The sequence below is a fragment of the Pantoea vagans genome (genome assembly GCF_001506165.1).
Taxonomy (GTDB): domain Bacteria; phylum Pseudomonadota; class Gammaproteobacteria; order Enterobacterales; family Enterobacteriaceae; genus Pantoea; species Pantoea vagans_C.
Genome location: NZ_CP011427.1, coordinates 1,349,748 through 1,370,640, shown reverse-complemented (window position 1 = coordinate 1,370,640; position 20,893 = coordinate 1,349,748). Strand labels below are relative to the sequence as shown.

Here is a 20,893-nt window from a genome sequence, read left to right as displayed (position 1 = left end):
GCTGCACAGCACTTTTTCCGCTCTTTTTTTACGAATCAACAAGTGCGTTACATCTAATTTTCTACATCTAAACATAGATGTAACGCGCCGGAGATATTAGTCGGCTGCACGCACGGGTATGTACATATCCACCAGCCAGTCGCCGCTGTCGGCCCCATCAGAAAGGTAGTGTTCGAAGCATGGACGGTTATCGACTTGCCAGCCGTCCTGCGCCTTTAGGTGATCGAATAAACTGTGCCAGGCGGTGAAGAAATCGTTGTTCACCACCTCCATGCGGGCATGAAAATAGTGGCCGCCGGGCAACAGCCCCTGCTCAATATCATCGCCATACGAGGGGACCGCATCGGTAGGGGCCGTGATGACCGTTTCGACGCGCAGCTCTTCAGGGGGTAACACTTCAGGATTGCCGTAATAGATAGCCAGCCATTCACCGGTCATACCATGCTGCTCCACCCAGCTTTTTAACTGGTTGAATCCGTGTGGTACGGTCTCTTGCCAAGGCCCTTGCAGATGGTAGCCCAGCCAGCTTTGTGGCTTACGCTCGACAATTGATGCTTTCATACTTTTGCCTCCGGTCAGCAGCAGAAAGCCAGAGAGTGCCACTCCTGAACCTTTCCGGCGACAGGAGCGGCTCTGAAACCCGCTGCGGATTACAGTTTCTGTTTCACGTAGTCGCTGATGCGCGTGATGATGCCCGCTTTGTCCACCGCTTGTAATGCGTACAGCGGATAGCTTGCCAGCTGTTTATCTTTGTCCATCACCTGAATTTCACCCACCTGCTCACCCGCTTTCAGCGGTGCTTCCAGGTCTTTACGTTCGATAACGTATTTCGCCATCACGTTAGAGACTTCAGTGCGCGGCAGCGACAGGTAGATATCCTCGGTGGTGCCGACATCCACTTTATGTGGGTTGCCGTACCAGACATTCTCGGTGCCGATTTTCTTACCGGCATGGAACAGCTGCACGGTGTCAAAGTTGTTCTGGCCCCACACCAGCAGTTTGCGTGCCTGCTCTTCGCGCCCTTTTGAGCTCTTGCCGCCCATGATCACCGCAATCAGACGATGACGGCCGACAATGTTTGACGCGATGATGTTAAAACCTGCTGTTTCAGTATGGCCTGTTTTCATGCCATCTACGTGAAGGTTTTGATCCCACAACAAACCGTTACGGTTGTTCTGGGTAATGCCGTTCCAGCTCAGGGTTTTCTCTGCGTACATGGCGTAGAAATCTTGCTCGCCGTTGATGATCGCACGTGACAGCACCGCCAAATCACGCGCGGTGGTGTGCTGACCCGGCGCATCCAGACCGTGCACGGTTTCAAAATGGGTGTGCGTCAGGCCGAGCTTCTGGACATAGTTGTTCATCATATTGACGAAGCTGTCCTGACTGCCTGCGACGTAATCTGCCAACGCCACGCAAGCATCGTTGCCGGAATCGATGATCACACCGCGCATCAAATCGCGAACGGTGACTTTATCGCCGGGCTTAAGGAACATCAGTGAAGAACCCTTGAACACCGGATTTCCCGCCGCCCAGGCATCTTTACCCACGGTGACCACATCATCACGGGTGATTTTTTTCTGATCGACCGCACGATCGACCACGTAACCGGTCATCAGTTTGGTGAGGCTCGCCGGATTACGCTCTTCATCGGGATTGCCCGCCGTGAGGATTTGGCCCGTTGTGGCGTCCATTAACACCCATGAAGCCGCATCAATCGGCGGAGGCGTCAGAGGGAATGGCATGCTGTCGTCAGCCTGTGCCAGCGATGCCCAAACAATCATTCCAGATACAGTTACCAACAGACGCCTTTTCAACACTTCTTCCTCGAAATCAAAAAAATGAATTTACCGCCGCACGTTTTACGGCAATTAGCGCTTTGATATTTGAATAAATTGAAAAAAAGTATGAACTGCGGACAAATGCTGCGCGCCCTTCCGCAGCAATGGCAAACAAGGTTGTGCTGGCCCCGGCACACGACTATTCTGTGCGTTGATTTTCCACTGCCAGGATACCGCCGTGCCCGCCTCTGAGTTCACCTTCTTGTTCCATGATTACGAGACCTTCGGTAAAAGTCCCTCACTGGACCGCCCCGCGCAGTTTGCCGGGCTGCGTACCGATAAAGATTTCAATGCGGTAGGTGAACCGCAGGTGTTTTATTGCCAGCCCGCCGATGACTACCTGCCACAACCGGAAGCGGTAATGATCACCGGTATCACACCGCAGGTCGCCAAAGCGCGCGGCGTGACGGAAACGGCCTTTGCTGAGCGTATTCACGGGCTGTTTACCGAGCCACAAACCTGTGTGATTGGTTACAACAACGTGCGCTTTGATGATGAAGTCACGCGCAACATCTTCTATCGCAACTTTTTTGATCCCTACGGCTGGAGCTGGCAAAACGGCAACTCACGTTGGGATCTGCTGGATGTGATGCGTGCCTGCTATGCCCTGCGTCCTGACGGCATTGTCTGGCCGGAGAATGATGACGGTTTCCCCAGCTTTAAGCTGGAGCACCTCACCAAGGCAAACGGTGTGGCGCATGAGCAAGCGCACGATGCGATGTCCGATGTCTACGCCACACTGGCGATGGCCAAACTGGTCAAAGAGAAGCAGCCGAAGCTATTTGAGTTTCTGTTTACCCATCGCAATAAACAGAAACTGATGAACCTGATTGATATCCCACAGATGAAGCCGCTGGTGCATGTTTCAGGCATGTTCGGTGCGGCGCGCGGCAACACCAGTTGGGTGGTGCCCGTGGCATGGCATCCGGATAATCGTAATGCGCTGATCGTGGTGGATTTGGCGGGAGATATGTCGCCACTGCTGGAGCTGAATGCAGATGAACTGCGTGAGCGTCTCTACACCAAACAGAGTGAACTGGGTGACCGGGCAGCTGTGCCGATCAAACTGGTGCACATCAATAAGTGCCCGGTGCTTGCGCCTGCCAATACCTTGCGCCCTGAAGATGCCGAGCGGCTGAATATCGATCGTCAGCGTTGCCTGGCGAACCTTGCGCTGCTGCGTCAACATGCCGAAGTGCGTGAGAAAGCGGTCACGTTGTTTGCCGACGCGGAGCCGTTTAAGCCTTCCGATGATGTTGATGCGCAATTGTATGATGGCTTCTTTAGCGATGCCGATCGCGCCAATATGAACATTGTGCGCCAGACGCCCCCCCAGAATTTACCGGCCCTGGATTTGGCCTTTGACGATAAACGCATCGCCAAACTGCTGTTCCGTTACCGCGCGCGCAACTTTCCTGGCACCCTGGATGATCAAGAGCAGCAGCGCTGGTTACAGCACCGCCGTGAAGCGCTGAATGCCGAGCGCGTGCAGGCGTTTTTGCTGGAGCTGGAGTCGTTAGCGAGTTTGCATGAGGATAACGCGGAGAAGATGGCACAGCTGAAAGCGTTGTATTTGTATGCGCAGGAACTGGTGTCTTAATCATTAGCAGTCTGATGCCCTCACCCCGGCCCTCTCCCACAGGGAGAGGGAGAAAACCGCACAGAATTTAACGACTTCTGCGGGCGGTCCCCTCTCCCGCATGTGGGAGAGGGTTAGGATGGGGGCCTTTAGCTGCTTATTTAAATCAAGCCCCACACCATCCACGTCAGGGCAAAACCGCTCAGGCCCATCAGCGTGGTCAGCACGGTCCAGGTCTTAAGGCCATCAGCCACTGACAGACCCAGATAGCGCGTCACCACCCAGAAACCGGCATCATTAACGTGTGACAAGCCCAGGCCACCGAAGCATGCTGCTAATGTCACCAGCACGCGCTGCATGTCGGTCACATCGCCCACCGCCTGGCTTAACAGGCCGCTGGTGGTCAGAATCGCCACCGTGGCAGAGCCCTGTGACGCTCGCAGCGCCAGTGACAGGATAAACGCCGCTGGCACCAGTGGCAGATGCAAAGTTTCCAGCGTCACCGCCAGCGCTTTACCCACGCCAGACTCCACCAGCACTTTACCGAAAGCACCGCCCGCACCCGCCACCAGAATTACGCTGGCAGAACTTGGGATCGCACGGCCAGTCAGATCTTCCAGCTTCTCTTTGCTCCAGCCGCGACGTATGCCGAGTAACCAGGCCGCCAGCGCCAGCGCGATTAACAGGGCAATCGGCGGATTACCAATCACCGTCATCACTGAACGGAGAACGCTACCTTCTGCTAACACCGAGTGCGCCAGGGTTCCCAGTACGATCAACACAATCGGCACCACAATCAGACCCGCAATGGTCAGTGCGCCCGGTGGTGGCACTTCGCTCTTTACCGTGCCTTCGGGTTTCGCTAACTGCAACTGCTCCAGTACATCCACCGAAAGGTGATACTGGCGCAGGTTCATGGCTTTGGCGACGTAGTAACCCACCACACCCACTGGAATGGAGATCAGGATACCCAACATCATCAACCAGCCCATATCGGTATGCAGAATACCGGCGGCGGCGGCAGCACCCGGATGCGTTGGCAACGCCACATGCACCGTCAGCATCACACCCGCCATTGGCAGACCAAACTTCAACGGTGAGACGCGTGCCACCTTAGTGAAGCCGTAGATCAGCGGGATCACAATAATAAAGCCGACTTCAAAGAACACCGGAATACCGAGGATAAACGCTGCCATGGTCAGTGCTGCAACGGTACGTTTGATACCGAGCGTCTTACTGAAGCGCTGTGCCAATGATTCGGCACCGCCCGAGGCTTCAATCACTGCGCCCAGCATCGCCCCCAGCACGATGATGATGGTGATATGCCCCAGCAGGTTGCCCATGCCGCTAAAGATGGTTTCCATGATTTTATCAGCCGGGATCCCGGTACTGATGGCAACGATAAGACTGACAATCAGTAAAGCAACAAACGGATGAACTTTGGCTTTAATCACCAGCAGCAGCAATATGACTATGCTGGCCGTAGCGATAGCAAGCAGCAACGCGGTAGACATGATAAACCTCTAATTCTATTCCCCGTCATACTTCAAGCCGCAGGTGCGTTGGCTGCGTGGATTCACCCCAGTCACTTACTTATGTAAGCTCCTGGGGATTCGCCCACTTGCCGCATGATTCGGCCTATGGCCTCACCCTGCGGGCCAGCGCAAGCGCTGTTCAAAAGCGTCCTTCGACGCTTTTGTCCTGCAGCTCGAATTATTTAGGGGAGCCTTGGGTATGTTTTTTTAGTGTTTTACAAATTCAGGTAAGACTTCACTCAACACAGGGCGCAAAAGCACTGTGCTGAGCGGTACAACAAAGGTTATTTGGCGTAAGGGGCGAACCAGCCGAGTCCCGCTTCGGTACGACCGCGTGGGAAGTATTCGCAACCAACCCAGCCGTCGTAACCAACCTCATCCAACAGGTTGAACAGGTACGGATAGTTGATCTCGCCCTCATCCGGCTCATGACGATGTGGCGCGGATGCGATCTGGATGTGACGATAGCGTCCGGCGTATTCACGGATCAGGTGGCTGAGATTGCCGTCCACCAGCTGCGCGTGGAACAGGTCCAACTGCGTGAACACATTTGGACGGTCAATTCGCTCCATCATCGCCAGCGTCTGATACTGGCTGGAATAGAGGTAATTCGGTTTGGTCACCGGATTCAGTGCTTCCAGCAGCAAACGAATGCCATGCGGTGCAAAGCACTCTGAGGCGTAATGCATGTTGCGCACAAACGTCTCTTCGTACACCGCCTGGTCGGCACCGTTTGGCACTGTGGCTGCCATCACATGCACTTGCGGGCAATTCAGGGCAATGGCATATTCCAGCGCGCGATCGATATCAGCGCGAGCTTCCGCTTCACGGCCCGGAATGGCAGACACGCCCCACTCACCGGCCTGCACATTACCGGCCGCGGTGTTGAACAGCACCAACTCCAGCTGATGTTTCTCCAGCTCGGCTTTAATCACCTCAGCGGGATAGTCGTACGGGAACAGGAACTCAACGGCGCGGAAACCGGCGTTGGCCGCAGCGGCAAAGCGTTCGATAAATGGCAGTTCGCCAAACTGGGTCGATAAATTGGCAGCAAACTTTGGCATCAGTAATTCCTCAATTCCGCGACTTCGCTATCGGTGAGATAACGAATGGAGCGGTCGCCGAGCGTGAACATCAGACGCGCGGTCTCTTCCAGCTCTTCAGTATTATTGGCTGCTTCACGCAGCGATTTACCCACCACCACCGGACCGTGATTGGCCAGCAGGAAGGCGTTGTAACGTGGTGCGAGCTGCGCCAAATCTTCCGCCAGACGATCGTCACCCGGTTTGTAATACGGCACCACCGGCACATCACCCACGCGCATCACCACATAGGGCGTGAACGGGCGAATGCAATTCTCGCTATCCAGATCGTTCAGGCACGACAGCGCCGTCAGATAATGGCTGTGCAGGTGCACCACCGCTTTACAGGCGGGATTGTTCAGATACAGCGCCCGATGAAACGCGACTTCTTTCGAAGGCTTATCACCCGAGATCCACTCGCCCTGCATAGTGACTTTTGACAAACGGTCGGCCTGCAATTCCCCCAGGCAGGAGCCGGTTGGCGTGGCCAGCAGGTTGCCATCTTCCAACAGCAACGACAGGTTACCTGCCGAGCCGGTAGCGTAACCGCGCTGGAAGAAGGATGCGCCCAGTTGCACCATCTCTTCGCGTGCTTGTTGTTCGGTCATGAGGAAAACTCCGTTTGTGCGCGGGCGAAGAACTGTTCGTCACCAAAGTTGCCGGATTTCAGCGCCAGTGACAGCGGCTGATGGATGTCACGCACCCACGGCACGCCTGGGGAGATCATCGGCCCGATGTGGAAAGCGGTGACACCAAGGCTTTGCGCGACCACACCAGAGGTCTCGCCACCGGCCACGATAAAGCGCTGCCAGCCACGTGATTTCAGCTCACGCGTGACGGCGGCAAACAGCTGCTCCACCGCTTCACTGCTGCGCGCTGCGCCATACTGCTGCTGAATCGCCTGCAACAGCTGAGCGTCTGCGGTGGCAAACAGCAGCGGTGCCAGCGCCTGCTGCTGATGAGCGGCGACCCAGTCACACAACTCCTGCGCATAGCCTTCAGCATCATCAAGGCAACGTTCCACCAGCACTTCGTGAGAAGGGGCCTGCTGGCGATAGGCTTGCACCTGGCGGTTGGTCATCTGCGAGCAAGACCCGGAAATCACCACCGCGCGTTCACCCTGTGGACGCCCTGCTTGTTCAGCATCACTGTTCTGCTGCTGCGTAGCCCATGCCCGCGCGATACCTATCGCCAGACCAGAACCGCCGGTCACCAGCACGGTCTCTTTCAACGCTTCGCCCTGCGTCAGCAAATGCTGCTCGTTGAGCGCATCCAGCACCACATAGTTGATGCCCTGCTCTTTCAGTACGGCAAGCTGTTCGCGCACCGCTGCGGCACCCTTATCCAGCTGCACCGCGTTGATCACTGCGGCCTGACCTTTAGCCTGACGCGTCATTAAGCGCACCAGGTTGCTGTCGGTCATCGGTGTCACCGGATGGTGGCGCATGCCTGATTCAGACAGCAGTTGATCGGCAACGAACAGGTAGCCCTGATACACCGTACGACCGTTAACCGGCAGCGACGGGGAGATCACCGTTTGCGTTTCGCCCAGCGCCGCCAGCAACGCATCGGTCACCGGGCCAATATTGCCGTGCTCGGTGCTGTCAAAGGTGGAGCAATACTTGAAATAGAAACGGTCACAGCCCTGCTGTTGCAACCAGGCCAGCGCGGCCAGCGACTGATCAATCGCCTGCTGTGGCGGGCACGAACGTGACTTCAGGCTGATCACAATCGCCTGCGCGCTCAGGTCATCATGGCTTTCCGGCACGCCGTTGAACTGAATCGTCGGCAGACCGTTCTGTACCAGGAAACTGGCAATATCGGTTGCACCGGTAAAGTCGTCTGCAATCACGCCTAAACGCATGGTTACTTCTCCTTTGACTCTGGCAGCGTGATACCGCTGAAAATCTTGATCACGGCGCTGTCATCTTCACGACCGTAACCGGCATTGCTGGCTTCGGTAAACATGTTGAGCGCGGTCGAAGCCAGTGGCAGCGGGAAGTGCAGCGATTTAGCGGTATCCGCCACGAGGTTGAGATCTTTTACGAAGATATCAACCGCGGATTTCGGTGAGTAATCACCGTCTACCACGTGACGCATGCGGTTCTCAAACATCCACGAGTTACCTGCAGCATTGGTCACCACGTCGTACATGGTATCCAGCGGGATACCAGCGCGAGCGGCGAGCGCCATCGCTTCGGCCCCGACAGCGATGTGCACGCCAGCCAACAGTTGGTGGATGATTTTCACGGTTGAACCCAGGCCAATTTCACTGCCCACGCGATACACTTTTGCCGCGACGGCATCCAGCACTGGTTTCAGCAAGGCAAAGGCTTCATCGCTGCCCGACGCCATCACCGTCATCTCGCCTACGGCAGCTTTCGCCGCACCGCCAGATACCGGCGCATCCAGCATCAGTAACTGGTGTTGCGCCAGTTGCTGTTCGATGGCTTGCGCATCCTGTGAAGAGATGGTGGAAGAGACCATCACTACCGTGCCCGGCTTAAGCTGCGCGGCCAGACCGGTTTCGCCGAACAGAATCGCTTTAACCTGCGCCGCATTCACCACCAGCAGCAGCACAGCATCTAACTCTTGTGCAAAACCCGCAGCAGAGGTCTGTGCGTCACGAGCACCGGCCTGGCGCAGCGTTTCAAGCGCTTTAGGGTTCAAATCAACGCCCCAGGTGTTCAGGCCTGCGCGGATACAGGACTGCGCCGCGCCCATGCCCATGGAACCCAAACCAATCACGCCGATGTTATTCACGGTTGCTGACACAGCACACCTCCGTTGTTAATTTAAGTGATAATTTGTTCATTGGTGTTAATTCTGCCGCAGTTACTGGCTGAGAAACGTGCTGTAAATCACAAAAATTAACTTACCTGCACAGGAGATAACATCGTTTCACAAACCAAGTCTGTACCGCTGAGGCGCTCTACAGCGGGAAAAAAGCAGATATTTCGCAAAGATAAATGTGCTGCAGGCTGTGAATCGATGCTCTACAATGTGAAAAAATGATAAATCAGGGAGAGCGATGTGATTCCGGTAGAGCGTCATCAACAGATTTTAGCGCTGGTCGCTGAACGCGGCGTGGTGAGTATTGCCGAACTGACCGAGCGTTTGGGGGTTTCGCACATGACGATTCGTCGCGATGTGCAGAAGCTGGAAGACCAGGGTGCGGTGTTATCGGTTTCCGGCGGCGTGCGTTCAGCCGATCGCCTGGCGGCGGAACCGTCGCATCTGGCGAAAACCAATATGTACAGCAGTGAAAAAATGGCGATTGGTCAGTTTGCTGCCCGCCACATTCCACGTAATAGCTGTATCTATCTTGATGCCGGCACCACCACCTTAGCGCTGGCGCGAGAGCTGGTGGAGCGTGATGACTTACTGGTGGTGACCAATGATTTTGTCATCGCCCGGTTGCTGATGGAGAGCAGCGGCTGCAAGCTGATTCACACTGGCGGTACGGTGTGTCGTGAAAACCGCTCCAGCGTGGGTGAAGCGGCGGCGCGCAGCTTGCGGATGCTGGCGATTGATATTGCCTTTATCTCCGCCTCTTGCTGGGGGCCGCGCGGTTTATTTACTCCAGACGAAGACAAGGTGCCGGTGAAGCTGGCTGCCAGTGATGTCAGCAGCAAGCGGGTGCTGTTGAGCGACAGTTCCAAGTACAACAAGATTGCCACGCATCTGGCTTTGCCGCTGGAGCGCTTCGATACTTTGATTACGGATACGGAATTGAGTAAATCGGGGCGAGAGGAGCTGAGTGCGGGAAGTTGGGAATTGGTGCTGGCGGGGTAATTCTACTGCGGCCTGATGCCCTCACCCCGGCCCTCTCCCACAGGGTGAGGGAGAAAACCGCTCAGAATTTAACGACTTCTGCGAGCAGTCCCCTCTCCCGCAAGCGGGAGAGGGTTAGGGTGAGGGAAAAGGTAATTACACTTCTTCGCTGAACTGCGGTACTGGATTGCGGAAGGTGCGCGTTACAAACGCCAGGTAAATAATCCCGACGGCTGCCCACACCAGGCCGAGCACCATTGAGGTCTCTTCCAGGTTAATCCACAACGCACCCACTGTCAGCGCGCCCATCACAGGCAACACCAGATAGTTGAGGTGATCTTTCAGCGTCTTGTTACGCTTCTCACGGATCCAGAACTGGGCAATGACCGACAGGTTCACAAAGGTGAACGCCACCAGCGCACCGAAGTTAATCAGCGCCGTCGCGGTGACCAGGTCGAAGTTGATTGCCAGCAACGCCACCGCACCTACCAACAGCACGTTCAGTGACGGTGTGCGGTATTTCGGATGCACAAAGCCAAAGAAACGCTGCGGAAAGACACCATCACGGCCCATCACGTACATCAGACGTGAAACGCCGGCGTGTGCCGCCATACCAGATGCCAGTACCGTCACCACAGAGAAGATCAGGATGCCGATTTGCAGGGCTTTACCTGCGACAAACAGCATGATTTCAGGCTGTGATGAATCCGGATTCTGGAAACGAGAGATGTCCGGGAAGTACAGCTGCAGGAAGTAAGACACCCCGATAAAGATCACACCACCAATCAGCGCAGTCAGGAAAATCGCGCGTGGGATGGTACGTTCTGCATCTTTGGTCTCTTCTGACAATGAGCTGATACCATCAAAGCCAAGGAACGAGAAGCACAGGATTGTCGCACCGGTAATCATCGGCACCACATGGGCATTCTCAGACCAGAAAGGCTTGCTGCTGGTCAGTGTACCTGCGCCAACACCACTTGCCACACCGTAGATCACCATACCGGTAATCACTACCATCACCACCACTTGCAGCACCACGATCACGCTGTTGAAGTTGGCCACGGTTTTGATACCACGCAGGTTGGAGATGGTCATAAAGGCCACCAGCAACACCACGAAAATCCACGACGGAATACCTGGCACCAGCGTCTCAAAGTAGCTTTTCGCCAGCAGGATGTTGATCATCGGCATGAACAGATAGTCCAGCAGTGATGACCAGCCCACCATAAAGCCGACGTGCGGACTGATAGCCTTCTGAGCATAGGTGTAAGCGGAGCCCGCAGATGGGAAGCGGCGTACCAGCTTGCCGTAGCTCACGGCAGTAAACAGTATCGCGATCAGCGCGAAAGCATAAGCGGTGGCGACGTGGCCGTCGGTCAATCCAGACACGATACCGAAAGTATCGAACAGGGTCATTGGCTGCATATACGCCAGGCCCATCATGACCACAGGGATCAAGGTCAGGGATTTTTTCAGGTGTGCACGCTGTGGTGCAGAGGTGTTAAGCGACATTGTTCAGGCCCCCAACAGAGGTGATCTGCGGGATACTGCGCAACGTGCTGCAGTGAGAAGTGATATTAGTGTTTGCGATTGTCGCCGCGCCGTAATCATCACGAAAGCGAGAACCAGCCTGCGCTGGTGCAATTGTAAACAGCCCCATCTTTGTTTTCCTCAAATCTCACGCCCAAGCGTGTTGTCAGTATCTATCTATCCGGATGCGTGTCCGGCCTCGGTAATGTGTGTGGGTACTTCTTCCTACAAAAAAATAACCGACGTTATAAGCGTCGGTTATGTTTTGCATTTTGCAGGGGGCGTATTTTGCCCCAACTTATGCCATCGGCACAAGACGTTAGCGAAATTCTTCTCCCGGTCAGGCGTTTTTCAACATCCAGTCGATTTCAGTGGCGGTGATAAGCCGTTCAAACTGCATCAACTCATTCTGTTTGCAGCTATGCCAGACCCCGCTGAAATGCTCACCCAACAATTTTTGCAGAGGATAGCTGTTCTCAAACTCATACAGCGCATCACTCTGGCGAACAGGCAATGGCAGCCCCTCCGCCTCATGACCATTGCCCTGCACCGGGTGTGGTAAGGGTAGCTGAGTATCCAGACCATGCAAGATTCCGGCAAGAATTGTTGACACCACCAGGTAAGGATTTGCGTCTGCCCCGGCCACCCGATACTCCACGCGATGGTTATCCGCATCGCCACAAGGGATACGCAACGCCACCGTCCGGTTGTTGTGCCCCCATGACGCCTGTAACGGCACATAGGCTTCCGGCAGGAAACGGCGGTAGGCGTTGACGTTGGGCGCCAGCAGCGCCATTGAAGCGGGCATCAAATCAATCATTCCGGCTAGCGCACGCTTCAACAAAGGTGAGTCGCTGCCATCATCGAGGGAGAACGCATTGTGGTCTGCCGCATCCAGCATACTGATATGCACATGCATCCCGCTACCGGCGTACTCCTCATAGGGTTTCGCCATAAAGGTGGCGGTCATACCGTGATTTTCAGCGACCTGACGTACCAAACGTTTTAGTAAAACCGCGTGATCGCAGGCTTTTAAGATATCGCGGGTGTGATGCAGATTGATTTCAAACTGGCCTGGGGACGCTTCCGCCAGCGCGCCATCCGCAGGAATGCCCTGCTGTCGAGCAAGATCGTCAATATCACGCAGAACATCAGCGAAATGGTCGAGATTATCGACCGAATAAACCTGGCTCTGCATATTGCGTTCATCACTACCCGGCGCACACGGCGGCTGGATATAGCCCTCCGCATCACGCTTTTTATCGACCAGATAGAACTCCAGCTCTACCGCTACCACCGGGAATAGCCCTCGATTGCGCAATAGCTGCCACAAGCGGTTGAGGACATTGCGGGGTTCAACGTCAAAGGGAGTGCCATCTTGGTTACACATGGTGAGTAACAGCTGCGCGATACGTTGTGGATCGGCGCCTGAAGGGATTAGGGTGCCAGGAATTGGCATGCAGAGGTTGTCGGGTTCGCCCAGTGACTGTCCGAGTCCGGCTTCTTCGACGGTATTACCGAGGATATCCATGGCGTAAACCGAGGCGGGGAAATAACAGCCTTTATCCAGTTTTGCCAGTGCGGCAATGGGAATGCGCTTACCGCGAAACACCCCATTTAAATCATTAAGAAGAATATCGACATACTGCGTTTCAGGATGGCGTTCCAGCCAGGTTTTAACCTCCAGCTGGAACGCGCTTGTTCGTTTCTCTTCACTGTGCCGCGTGAAGTCTTCTACTTCTACGAGGTTCGTCATGTTCCCACCCGCCCTTTACCGTTTAGTATTGGTTCGCGCAATGCTCAAAATAACAGCCACTCTTCTAACATAGCTCCAACGCAAAAAGTGTGCAAATGTAACAAATCTGGTGGAAGAACGAACAGACGGTTGCTAGATTGACAATATATTGCACACTTTTTAGACCAGCCCCGCAAAAACGGTGAAAATATTGAACAGCAACGCGGAGACGTTATGGGCATTATTTTTGACAAACCCTTGATTGGCGTAGTGATGTGTCAGAACCACATTGGCAACCATCTCGGGCAGACGGTTCACAATAAATATCTTGATGCCATCGTCCTTGCCGGTGGTGTGCCCTTGCCTTTACCGCATCAACTGATGCAGGCCCCCCATCTATTAGAAAACAGTATGACGCTGCTGGATGGCATTTTGCTGACCGGCAGCCCGAGCAATATTGAACCTTGGCATTACGGCGAAGAAGGGAAAGAGGAGCATGCCGATCCGGCGCGCGATCGTCTCGCCTTCGGTTTGATTACCCATGCCATCGGCAAGAAGATGCCGATCTTTGGCATTTGCCGCGGCCTGCAAGAGCTGGTGGTGGCAAATGGTGGCTCCCTGTATCGCCAACTGCATATGACGCATCTTTTCCAGGAACATCGGGAAGATGATGCGCTGCCCCTCGAACAGCAATACGCACCGGTGCATGAAGTGCAACCAGAAGCCGACGGGCTACTGAGCCAAGTCCTGGGGAGTGCTAACGCGATTGCCGTGAACTCTTTGCACGGTCAAGGGATTCGCGAAACAGGCCCGCAGTTACGCATTGAAGCGCGTGCGCCTGATGGGCTGATTGAGGCGGTGAGTTTACGTCAGCACCCGTTTGCCCTGGCGGTGCAGTGGCATCCGGAGTGGCATTCCGATCAAGATCCGGCCTCGCAACGTCTGTTCGCGGCCTTTATCCACGCTGCTGTCTGTTACCACAAGGAAAAACAGCCATGAATGATGCCACTCTGGCGCCCGGACGACGTTTGTCGCAAATCCGGCAGGAGTTGGGATTGTCTCAGCGTCGCGTCGCTGAGTTGTCAGGATTAACGCACAGTGCCATCAGCACCATTGAGCAGGATAAAGTCAGCCCGGCGTTAAGCACCTTACAGAAGTTGCTCAAGGTGTATGGCCTGTCGCTGTCGGAGTTTTTCTCCGAGCCGAAAGTGAACAGTACGCCACGTGTGATTGTGCGCCCGGAAGAGTGCGTGGAAATCGGCAGTCTGGGCGTCTCCTTGCGTCTGGTAGAGAACGGTGCAGAAAAGCGCGCACTGGCGATGCTACTGGAGCGTTATGAACCCGGCGCCAGCACCGGTGAGAAATTGCGCCATCCTGGTGAGGAGACCGGCACCGTGCTGGAGGGCGAAATCACCCTGGTGGTGAACGGCCAAAGCTATCATCTCAATTGTGGCGAGAGCTACGTGATCGATACCGGATTGCCACACAGTTTTACCAATACGTCAGAGCAACCGTGTCGCATTATTAGTGCGCATACGCCGGCAAATTTTTAACGTCCCGCGTTAAAGGAGGGTCTCATGCAACATGTAGGAAGTTATTACGCGGCCACGGCTAACGCGCATGAAGTCTGGCCAGAACTGCAGGAGTCCGTGCAGTGTGACGTGTGTATTATTGGCGGGGGGTTTACTGGCCTCTCCTCTGCACTGTTTTTGACCGAAGCCGGTTACGATGTGGTGGTACTCGAAGCCGCCAAAGTCGGGTTTGGTGCCAGCGGGCGCAACGGCGGCCAGGTGGTAAACTCCTACAGCCGTGATGTGGATGTGATTGAGCAGCGTTACGGTAAAGATGTGGCAGCCATGCTCGGCAGCATGATGTTTGAAGGCGCGGAGATTATCCGCGATCGTATCGATCGTTACGCCATTGCCTGTGACTATCGCCCCGGGGGTATTTTTGCCGCGCTCAATCAACGTCAGATGGGCCACTTACGCAGTCAAAAAGCCAACTGGGCGCGTTATGGTAATCACGATTTAGAGCTGTTGGATGAACGCGGTATTCGGCGTGAGGTGGCAACCGATCGCTACGTCGGTGGATTGCTGGACAAGCGCGGCGGGCATCTGCATCCGCTGAATCTGGCACTGGGTGAAGCCGAAGCGATTCGCCGCCACGGTGGTCGCATTTACGAACAGTCCGCAGCACTGGATGTGAAATATGGCGAACCGCATCGGGTGAGAACCGCTAAAGGCGAAGTGACAGCAACCTTTGTGATATTTGCAGGTAATGCCTATCTGCCCTCGCAATTGGAACCACGCCTGAGCCGCAAAAGCATGCCGTGCGGTTCACAGATCGTCACTACAGAGCCCCTGAGCCGTGACCAGGCGTTGGGTTTGTTGCCGAATAACCACTGCGTTGAAGACTGTAATTATCTGCTGGATTATTTCCGCCTGACCGCCGACAACCGCCTGCTGTACGGCGGCGGTGTGGTGTACGGCGCGCGTGAGCCGGATAATATTGAAGCGCTGATTCGACCGAAACTACTGAAGACCTTCCCGCAGCTAAAGGATGTGAAGATTAGCCACCGCTGGAGCGGTAACTTCCTGCTCACGCTGTCCCGCATGCCGCAGTTTGGGCAGGTTGAGAAAAATGCGTTCTTTATGCAAGGGGATAGCGGACATGGCGTGACCTGTACACATCTGTCAGGGAAGTTGATCGCTGAGGTGCTGCGCGGGCATGCGGAGAGATTTGATGCGTTCGCGAAACTGCCGCACCTGCCGTTCCCGGGAGGGAGACGGTTTAAGGTGCCGCTTACGGCGATGGGCGCGGTGTGGTATGCGTTGCGGGATCGGTTGGGGGTTTAAGAGCAACGCATTGTAGCGGCGCAATTCATTGCGCGGGTTTAAAAAACGCGCGATAAATCGCGCCGCTACCATCAGTACAATGTGAGTTAATTTTCAGATCATTATGCAACACGCACTCGCAGCAATTTACGCATCACTCTCACTCTCTTACCAAAACTTGCTATAACCCTACGGTAATGCGAGGATCAGGCACTTTCATTTTAAGGGTGCAGAAATGCTTAGGTTGTTTGCGAGGTATACCTCTGTCGGAGTGGTTAATACAGCCATCCATTGGGCAGTTTTTGGTGCGCTCTTAGCCAGTGGTGCCAAGCAATCTATGGCTAACCTTGCTGCCTTCTGTGTTGCTGTCACATTCTCCTTCTTCGCCAATGCGAAATGGACCTTTAACGCCGAAGCCACCACCGCGCGATATTTCCTCTATATATTCTTTATGGGAGCCATGGCGGTGTCAGTCGGTTGGACAGCAGACCGCCTTCATATTAACCCCATCGTGACACTGATTTTCTTCTCCGCACTGAGTCTGGTTTGCGGCTTCGTCTATTCGAAGTTTTTTGTGTTTAGGAAAAGTTAATGAAATTTTCTTTGATCGTTCCAGTGTTAAATGAAGAGGAGGCCATTCCCCTCTTTTATAATGCTGTGCGCGAATTTGCCCCCTTTAAAGAACACAGCCTTGAGTTGGTTTTTATTAATGATGGTAGCACCGACAGCACTGAGGCAGTGTTAACGCAATTAGAAGCCAATGATAGCCTGGTGAAGCACATTTCATTTACCCGTAACTTTGGTAAAGAACCGGCACTTTTTGCCGGGCTAGAAGCCGCAACGGGCGACGCCATTATCCCTATTGATGTCGACTTGCAGGATCCTATTGAAGTCATTCCTCAGATGATTGAGAAATGGCAACAAGGTGCAGACATCGTACTCGCTAAACGGGTTGACCGTAGTACGGACTCTCATCTGAAGCGAAAAACAGCCGAATGGTTTTATAAATTACACAACAAAATCAGCTCACCTAAGATTGAAGAGAACGTGGGTGATTTTCGCTTGATGTCACGCGAGGTGGTTGAAAATATCAAACTGCTTCAAGAGCGTAATTTATTTATGAAAGGCGTACTGAGTTGGGTCGGCGGTAAAACAGCCGTTGTAGAATATGCCCGCGCTGATCGTGTAGCTGGCACAACCAAGTTTAATGGTTGGAAGTTGTGGAATCTCGCATTAGAAGGGATCACTTCATTTTCAACCTTCCCACTCAGAATATGGACGTATATTGGGTTGTTTGTTGCTGCCCTGTCCTTTATCTATGGCGCATGGATGTTGATAGACACCATATTTTGGGGTAACCCAGTAAAGGGTTATCCTTCGATTATGGTTTCAATGCTGTTTTTAGGTGGCGTTCAACTTATCGGCATTGGTGTGCTTGGTGAGTATATTGGTAGGATTTATATTGAGAGCAAAGGGCGACCTAGATATATAAAATCAAAAAAAATGACACCGCAGGTTTGTGAAGATAACATGAAAAAAAAAACAAACTAACATGCTTATCAACTTACAATACTGATGACAATAAGAAATGAGATTGCTTGATAGATCAATTCGAGGATTAATATAGTGAAGCTTAATTACATCCTGAAAGCCAGGCCGTTGCTGCTAAAACAGTACGAGTTACATCATGGAAATTGCATGCCCCACAAAAAAACAATGATTATTCTTACAGAAGCATTAAGAAGGACCCCACATGAGTCTTTGTAAATCGATTGATTTTAACCATGAAAAACTTAATACATTTAAATATGCTTTTTTCGCAGCATTTATTTCTTACTGCGTCATGTATGGGTTCGAACTAACTCATTTCACCTTATCAATTGATGAAGACTTTTTTGATAATTACCATCATACAATTGAGCTTGGAAGATGGGGCCACGCCATCATTAGGAAATATATTCTTCCTGAACCATTCGCACCATTTTTTACTATGGCCTTATCCATAGTAATAACAAGTATTGCAACAGCATTAGCTGGAACCTATCTCTTCGAGCAAAAGCACAAATCAATTTGCTTCTCTATAATTTGTGCATCAATTCCTCTTTTGGCATATCAATTTCAATTCCAGAATCAAGCTGACACATTGTCTATTTCGATACTTCTGGCAACATTAATGGCTATGGTTTTTGATGGGGAACTGAAATGGATAATCAAATCTCTTGCATTTATTGTCATGGGCATCATGTCAATGTCAATATATCAGAGCATCATTTTAATGCCAGTGGCTTTAATACTAAGTAGAGAACTCATTAATTCAATGAATGGTAATTCATCATTGAAAAATGGATTAAAGAAGATACTTTTCCTTTTGTCTCTCATTATTTCTGTTTATGCATTCTATTCAATTGCAACACATTTAGTTCAAAGGATAACCCATATCCCTCCTACATCGTACCTGACCGATATGGCATCATGGGGTAAGGATTCATCCAGTAATGTTTTGAAGGGGATTTTTACCCACTTAAAGTGGAGGTTGGCTAACAAATCTCATTTCGGATTAGGGATCTATTGGATAACAATTTGCTCAATAATTGCAGTGATCGCGCATGCTATATCAAGAAAAAATATTTATCCGGTACTTGTTGTAATTTGCGTTTATCTTTTCCCATTTTCTCTGGATATAATTACTGGATCATGGCTGCCTGCAAGAACGCTTACGCAGATGCCCATTTGCTTTGCAGCACTTGTAGTTATTACATTTTTTGATGTAGAAAGAACATTTCTTTACGCTGTATCATTAACCCTTCTTTGTATAGGCTCAGCAAATTCAAACAGGATGTTTTACGCAGATTACGTAACAAATCAACAAGACACCCAGTTAAGCCAGATGATGCTGAGCGACCTTTTCAGGCAGTATCCAACATTCTCAGCTAGAAGAGATAAAATTTACTTTTATGGCAATGATCCTCTGAATAATAAATGGAAGCCAAATAACTCCGAAAACTTCGGGATGTCATTCTTCCAGTATGGTGACAGCAGAATAGTTCAATATATAAACATGACTAGCTTCTTGAGTTTACAGCGTGTTGATGATCGTATTATAAAAGAGAATCATGCGAAAATAGAAAACATGCCTTGCTGGCCACAAAATGGCTCTATTATGAGGGATAATAATAATTACATAATAAAATATTGTTCGACTTCATTCTAGAATAAAATTTGGAGGGCATACTTTATGCACGCCCTCCAAATTAACAAGTTAATTCCAGTTAAAATACTAAAGATTACTTTTATATAATCCATTGATTAATATACGACCCCATGTAAACATAACGTGAAGTAAAGTTGTGAATTTTGACTTTCAATAACATTCAAAAAATTTAAATTGTAAGTTTAAAAAATTACCTTATAAGCTTTTATTAATGTGCTGTCCAATGAAATTTCAGTACTCCATAATCACTAAAGCGGCATTTTTACTAGGCCTAAATAACGGTAATCAAATCCCTGCTAATTGCAGATCTTCGCACCATCAACCACTTTACCTGTATCGCTCCTACTCTGCCGCAAATGTCGGGGGCCTTAATCCCACCAGCTTTGAAACAAACGGATAAAAGTCGTCATGCGCAGTGTGTGTCCATAAGCGCAAGGTTAGGTAACCGGACGATCACCGTAAAACTACATTCACAACATCAACAAGATGCAACAGATAGACAGGTGCGAGCCATTATCCAGCCCTATTTTGCCCGCCAGGAACGTCCTGAATTGCGGTTTGGTCTGACTAACCCACCGAGGTGTCTAATATATTCATCTACGTTGGTGCCGATCAGAGCGTGCAGAGGCTGAATTGATGCTACTCTGCCCTATCACTTGGTTTGTACGGGATGGTGGGGGGGTTATTTGGTGCTCATTGCACTACTATTGAAATTTCTTTTTCTAATAATTTCATATGGACTTTCCACCATATAATACATAAAAATCCCAAAGACTAAAATAAATGCGACCAGAGGAATACCATATGAACTTTTGGATGGAAAGCCAAATGCTACATAAATGTAATTATAAAGATATATAGAAAATGACATTCTTCCAATCCATGAAAAAAATCTTACGAAAAATGAATTTCGAAGGTTTTGCGTGATACTTTGACTCATAACAGAAACCATTAGCAAACCAAACACTGATGAAACCAAAAGCTCATAAAACTTATTAACCTTGATATAAATTGGATCTATACACATCATTGATACATACAGAGCAATCAAGAAATATAACTGTGCCCTGCCACTTAAGTAACCCTTGAGAGCATCTTTTTTCAGATAAAGAACCCACCCTAAAATAAAAACATAGAGATAAGATGCAATACCCCACGTCAAAATAACATTATCAGATGCGATTAGATGGATGGACAATGACAATCCGAAAAGAAATATGACAAGCAACACCCTCTTGATATCACTATTGAAGATTACCATTAGCACTGGCAGCATTAAATAAAACTGCATTTCTACAGCTAGTGACCAAAACACACCCGAGATAGAATACATTGTTTTAATGTTAAAATTGTGAATATATAAAACATGCGTAAAAATATCTATCAAACCTGCGCTTTTGGGTAATAAGTGAAATATATTGACTGCTACTATCCAAAAAATTACCGCAAAATAATATGGGACTGAGATTCTAAAGAATCTTTTTGCGAGGTATTTCCTATATAAGGTTAAGGTTACCCCTCTGGACTGCATGGAGTTTGTTGCCATCCCCATACAATATCCAGATATAACAAAAAATATACCAACCCCCATCCATCCGTTTAAAATGGGATTGTAAACATTCAATCCTAATACAGTAAAATTAGGGTTTATGTGTCGATATACGTGATAGAAAGAAACCAGAATAACGGCCATTGCCCTAAAACAGTCAATCGTACAATTGCGATTATCCATAAATTCGCCATATCTTTGGGTAAGTATCATGTCGTTATGT

The 20,893-nt window shown here is 51.2% G+C and carries 18 protein-coding genes; 8 read left to right on the top strand and 10 right to left on the bottom strand.

Annotated features, from left to right (window positions below; genetic code table 11):
- Nucleotides 1–96: 96 nt before the first annotated feature.
- Both LK04_RS06325 and dacD read right to left on the bottom strand, forming a co-directional pair.
- Nucleotides 97–561 (bottom strand): GyrI-like domain-containing protein, encoded by a 465-nt coding sequence (locus LK04_RS06325; protein ID WP_039327911.1) that lies wholly within the window; start codon nt 559–561, stop codon nt 97–99.
- A gap of 89 nt (nt 562–650) precedes the next feature.
- Nucleotides 651–1,817 (bottom strand): serine-type D-Ala-D-Ala carboxypeptidase DacD, encoded by a 1,167-nt coding sequence (gene dacD, locus LK04_RS06320; RefSeq protein WP_197063295.1) that lies wholly within the window; start codon nt 1,815–1,817, stop codon nt 651–653.
- Nucleotides 1,818–2,019: 202 nt separating this feature from the next.
- Here dacD and sbcB point away from each other — a divergent pair, with 202 nt between their 5' ends.
- Nucleotides 2,020–3,441 carry an exodeoxyribonuclease I gene (sbcB, locus tag LK04_RS06315; RefSeq protein ID WP_039327890.1) on the top strand — a complete coding sequence of 474 codons (1,422 nt, stop codon included), beginning with the start codon at nt 2,020–2,022 and terminating at the stop codon, nt 3,439–3,441.
- Nucleotides 3,442–3,581: 140 nt separating this feature from the next.
- On the opposite strand, the gene LK04_RS06310 is transcribed toward sbcB, so the two are convergent.
- The 5 genes from LK04_RS06310 to ltnD form a co-directional block, all read right to left on the bottom strand.
- On the bottom strand, nt 3,582–4,934 hold the full coding sequence (locus LK04_RS06310; protein ID WP_039327888.1) for a GntP family transporter: 1,353 nt from the start codon (nt 4,932–4,934) through the stop codon (nt 3,582–3,584).
- Between the two features lie 305 nt (nt 4,935–5,239).
- The gene (locus LK04_RS06305) at nt 5,240–6,019 is read right to left on the bottom strand and encodes an HPr family phosphocarrier protein (protein ID WP_039327885.1); all 780 of its coding nucleotides are present in this window, start codon (nt 6,017–6,019) and stop codon (nt 5,240–5,242) included.
- The gene (locus LK04_RS06300; protein WP_038646045.1) at nt 6,019–6,645 is read right to left on the bottom strand and encodes an aldolase; all 627 of its coding nucleotides are present in this window, start codon (nt 6,643–6,645) and stop codon (nt 6,019–6,021) included. The genes LK04_RS06305 and LK04_RS06300 overlap by 1 nt, the downstream gene beginning before the upstream one ends.
- Entirely contained in the window at nt 6,642–7,901 is a 1,260-nt protein-coding gene (otnK, locus tag LK04_RS06295) for a 3-oxo-tetronate kinase (RefSeq protein ID WP_039327882.1), read from the bottom strand. The genes LK04_RS06300 and otnK overlap by 4 nt, the downstream gene beginning before the upstream one ends.
- Nucleotides 7,902–7,903: 2 nt before the next feature.
- Nucleotides 7,904–8,767 (bottom strand): L-threonate dehydrogenase, encoded by an 864-nt coding sequence (gene ltnD / locus LK04_RS06290; protein ID WP_052205893.1) that lies wholly within the window; start codon nt 8,765–8,767, stop codon nt 7,904–7,906.
- A 303-nt stretch (nt 8,768–9,070) separates the two neighbouring features.
- On the opposite strand from ltnD, the gene ygbI reads away from it, so the two are divergent.
- The gene (gene ygbI, locus LK04_RS06285; protein ID WP_039327878.1) at nt 9,071–9,832 is read left to right on the top strand and encodes a DNA-binding transcriptional repressor YgbI; all 762 of its coding nucleotides are present in this window, start codon (nt 9,071–9,073) and stop codon (nt 9,830–9,832) included.
- Between the two features lie 135 nt (nt 9,833–9,967).
- Here ygbI and LK04_RS06280 read toward each other — a convergent pair whose 3' ends face one another.
- Together LK04_RS06280 and LK04_RS06275 are read right to left on the bottom strand one after the other, a co-directional pair.
- On the bottom strand, nt 9,968–11,323 hold the full coding sequence (locus LK04_RS06280) for an APC family permease (RefSeq protein ID WP_039327876.1): 1,356 nt from the start codon (nt 11,321–11,323) through the stop codon (nt 9,968–9,970).
- Between the two features lie 358 nt (nt 11,324–11,681).
- Entirely contained in the window at nt 11,682–13,097 is a 1,416-nt protein-coding gene (locus LK04_RS06275) for a glutamine synthetase family protein (protein WP_039327874.1), read from the bottom strand.
- Between the two features lie 213 nt (nt 13,098–13,310).
- Here LK04_RS06275 and puuD point away from each other — a divergent pair, with 213 nt between their 5' ends.
- From puuD to LK04_RS06245, 6 genes are all read left to right on the top strand, one after another.
- Nucleotides 13,311–14,075: a gamma-glutamyl-gamma-aminobutyrate hydrolase gene (gene puuD / locus LK04_RS06270; protein ID WP_039327872.1), complete on the top strand. Its 765-nt coding sequence runs from the start codon at nt 13,311–13,313 to the stop codon at nt 14,073–14,075.
- The gene (gene puuR / locus LK04_RS06265; protein WP_039327869.1) at nt 14,072–14,629 is read left to right on the top strand and encodes an HTH-type transcriptional regulator PuuR; all 558 of its coding nucleotides are present in this window, start codon (nt 14,072–14,074) and stop codon (nt 14,627–14,629) included. The genes puuD and puuR overlap by 4 nt, the downstream gene beginning before the upstream one ends.
- Nucleotides 14,630–14,653: 24 nt before the next feature.
- Nucleotides 14,654–15,931 carry an NAD(P)/FAD-dependent oxidoreductase gene (locus tag LK04_RS06260; protein ID WP_039327868.1) on the top strand — a complete coding sequence of 426 codons (1,278 nt, stop codon included), beginning with the start codon at nt 14,654–14,656 and terminating at the stop codon, nt 15,929–15,931.
- Between the two features lie 214 nt (nt 15,932–16,145).
- Nucleotides 16,146–16,502 carry a GtrA family protein gene (locus LK04_RS06255; protein WP_039327866.1) on the top strand — a complete coding sequence of 119 codons (357 nt, stop codon included), beginning with the start codon at nt 16,146–16,148 and terminating at the stop codon, nt 16,500–16,502.
- A complete protein-coding gene (locus LK04_RS06250; RefSeq protein WP_052205885.1) occupies nt 16,502–17,461 on the top strand; it encodes a glycosyltransferase family 2 protein in 960 nt (319 codons plus the stop codon). The genes LK04_RS06255 and LK04_RS06250 overlap by 1 nt, the downstream gene beginning before the upstream one ends.
- A gap of 202 nt (nt 17,462–17,663) precedes the next feature.
- Entirely contained in the window at nt 17,664–19,121 is a 1,458-nt protein-coding gene (locus tag LK04_RS06245) for a glucosyltransferase domain-containing protein (protein WP_039327864.1), read from the top strand.
- A 682-nt stretch (nt 19,122–19,803) separates the two neighbouring features.
- Here the strand turns inward: LK04_RS06245 and LK04_RS06240 are convergent.
- Nucleotides 19,804–20,853 carry an acyltransferase family protein gene (locus LK04_RS06240; RefSeq protein WP_071885733.1) on the bottom strand — a complete coding sequence of 350 codons (1,050 nt, stop codon included), beginning with the start codon at nt 20,851–20,853 and terminating at the stop codon, nt 19,804–19,806.
- Nucleotides 20,854–20,893 lie beyond the last annotated feature (40 nt).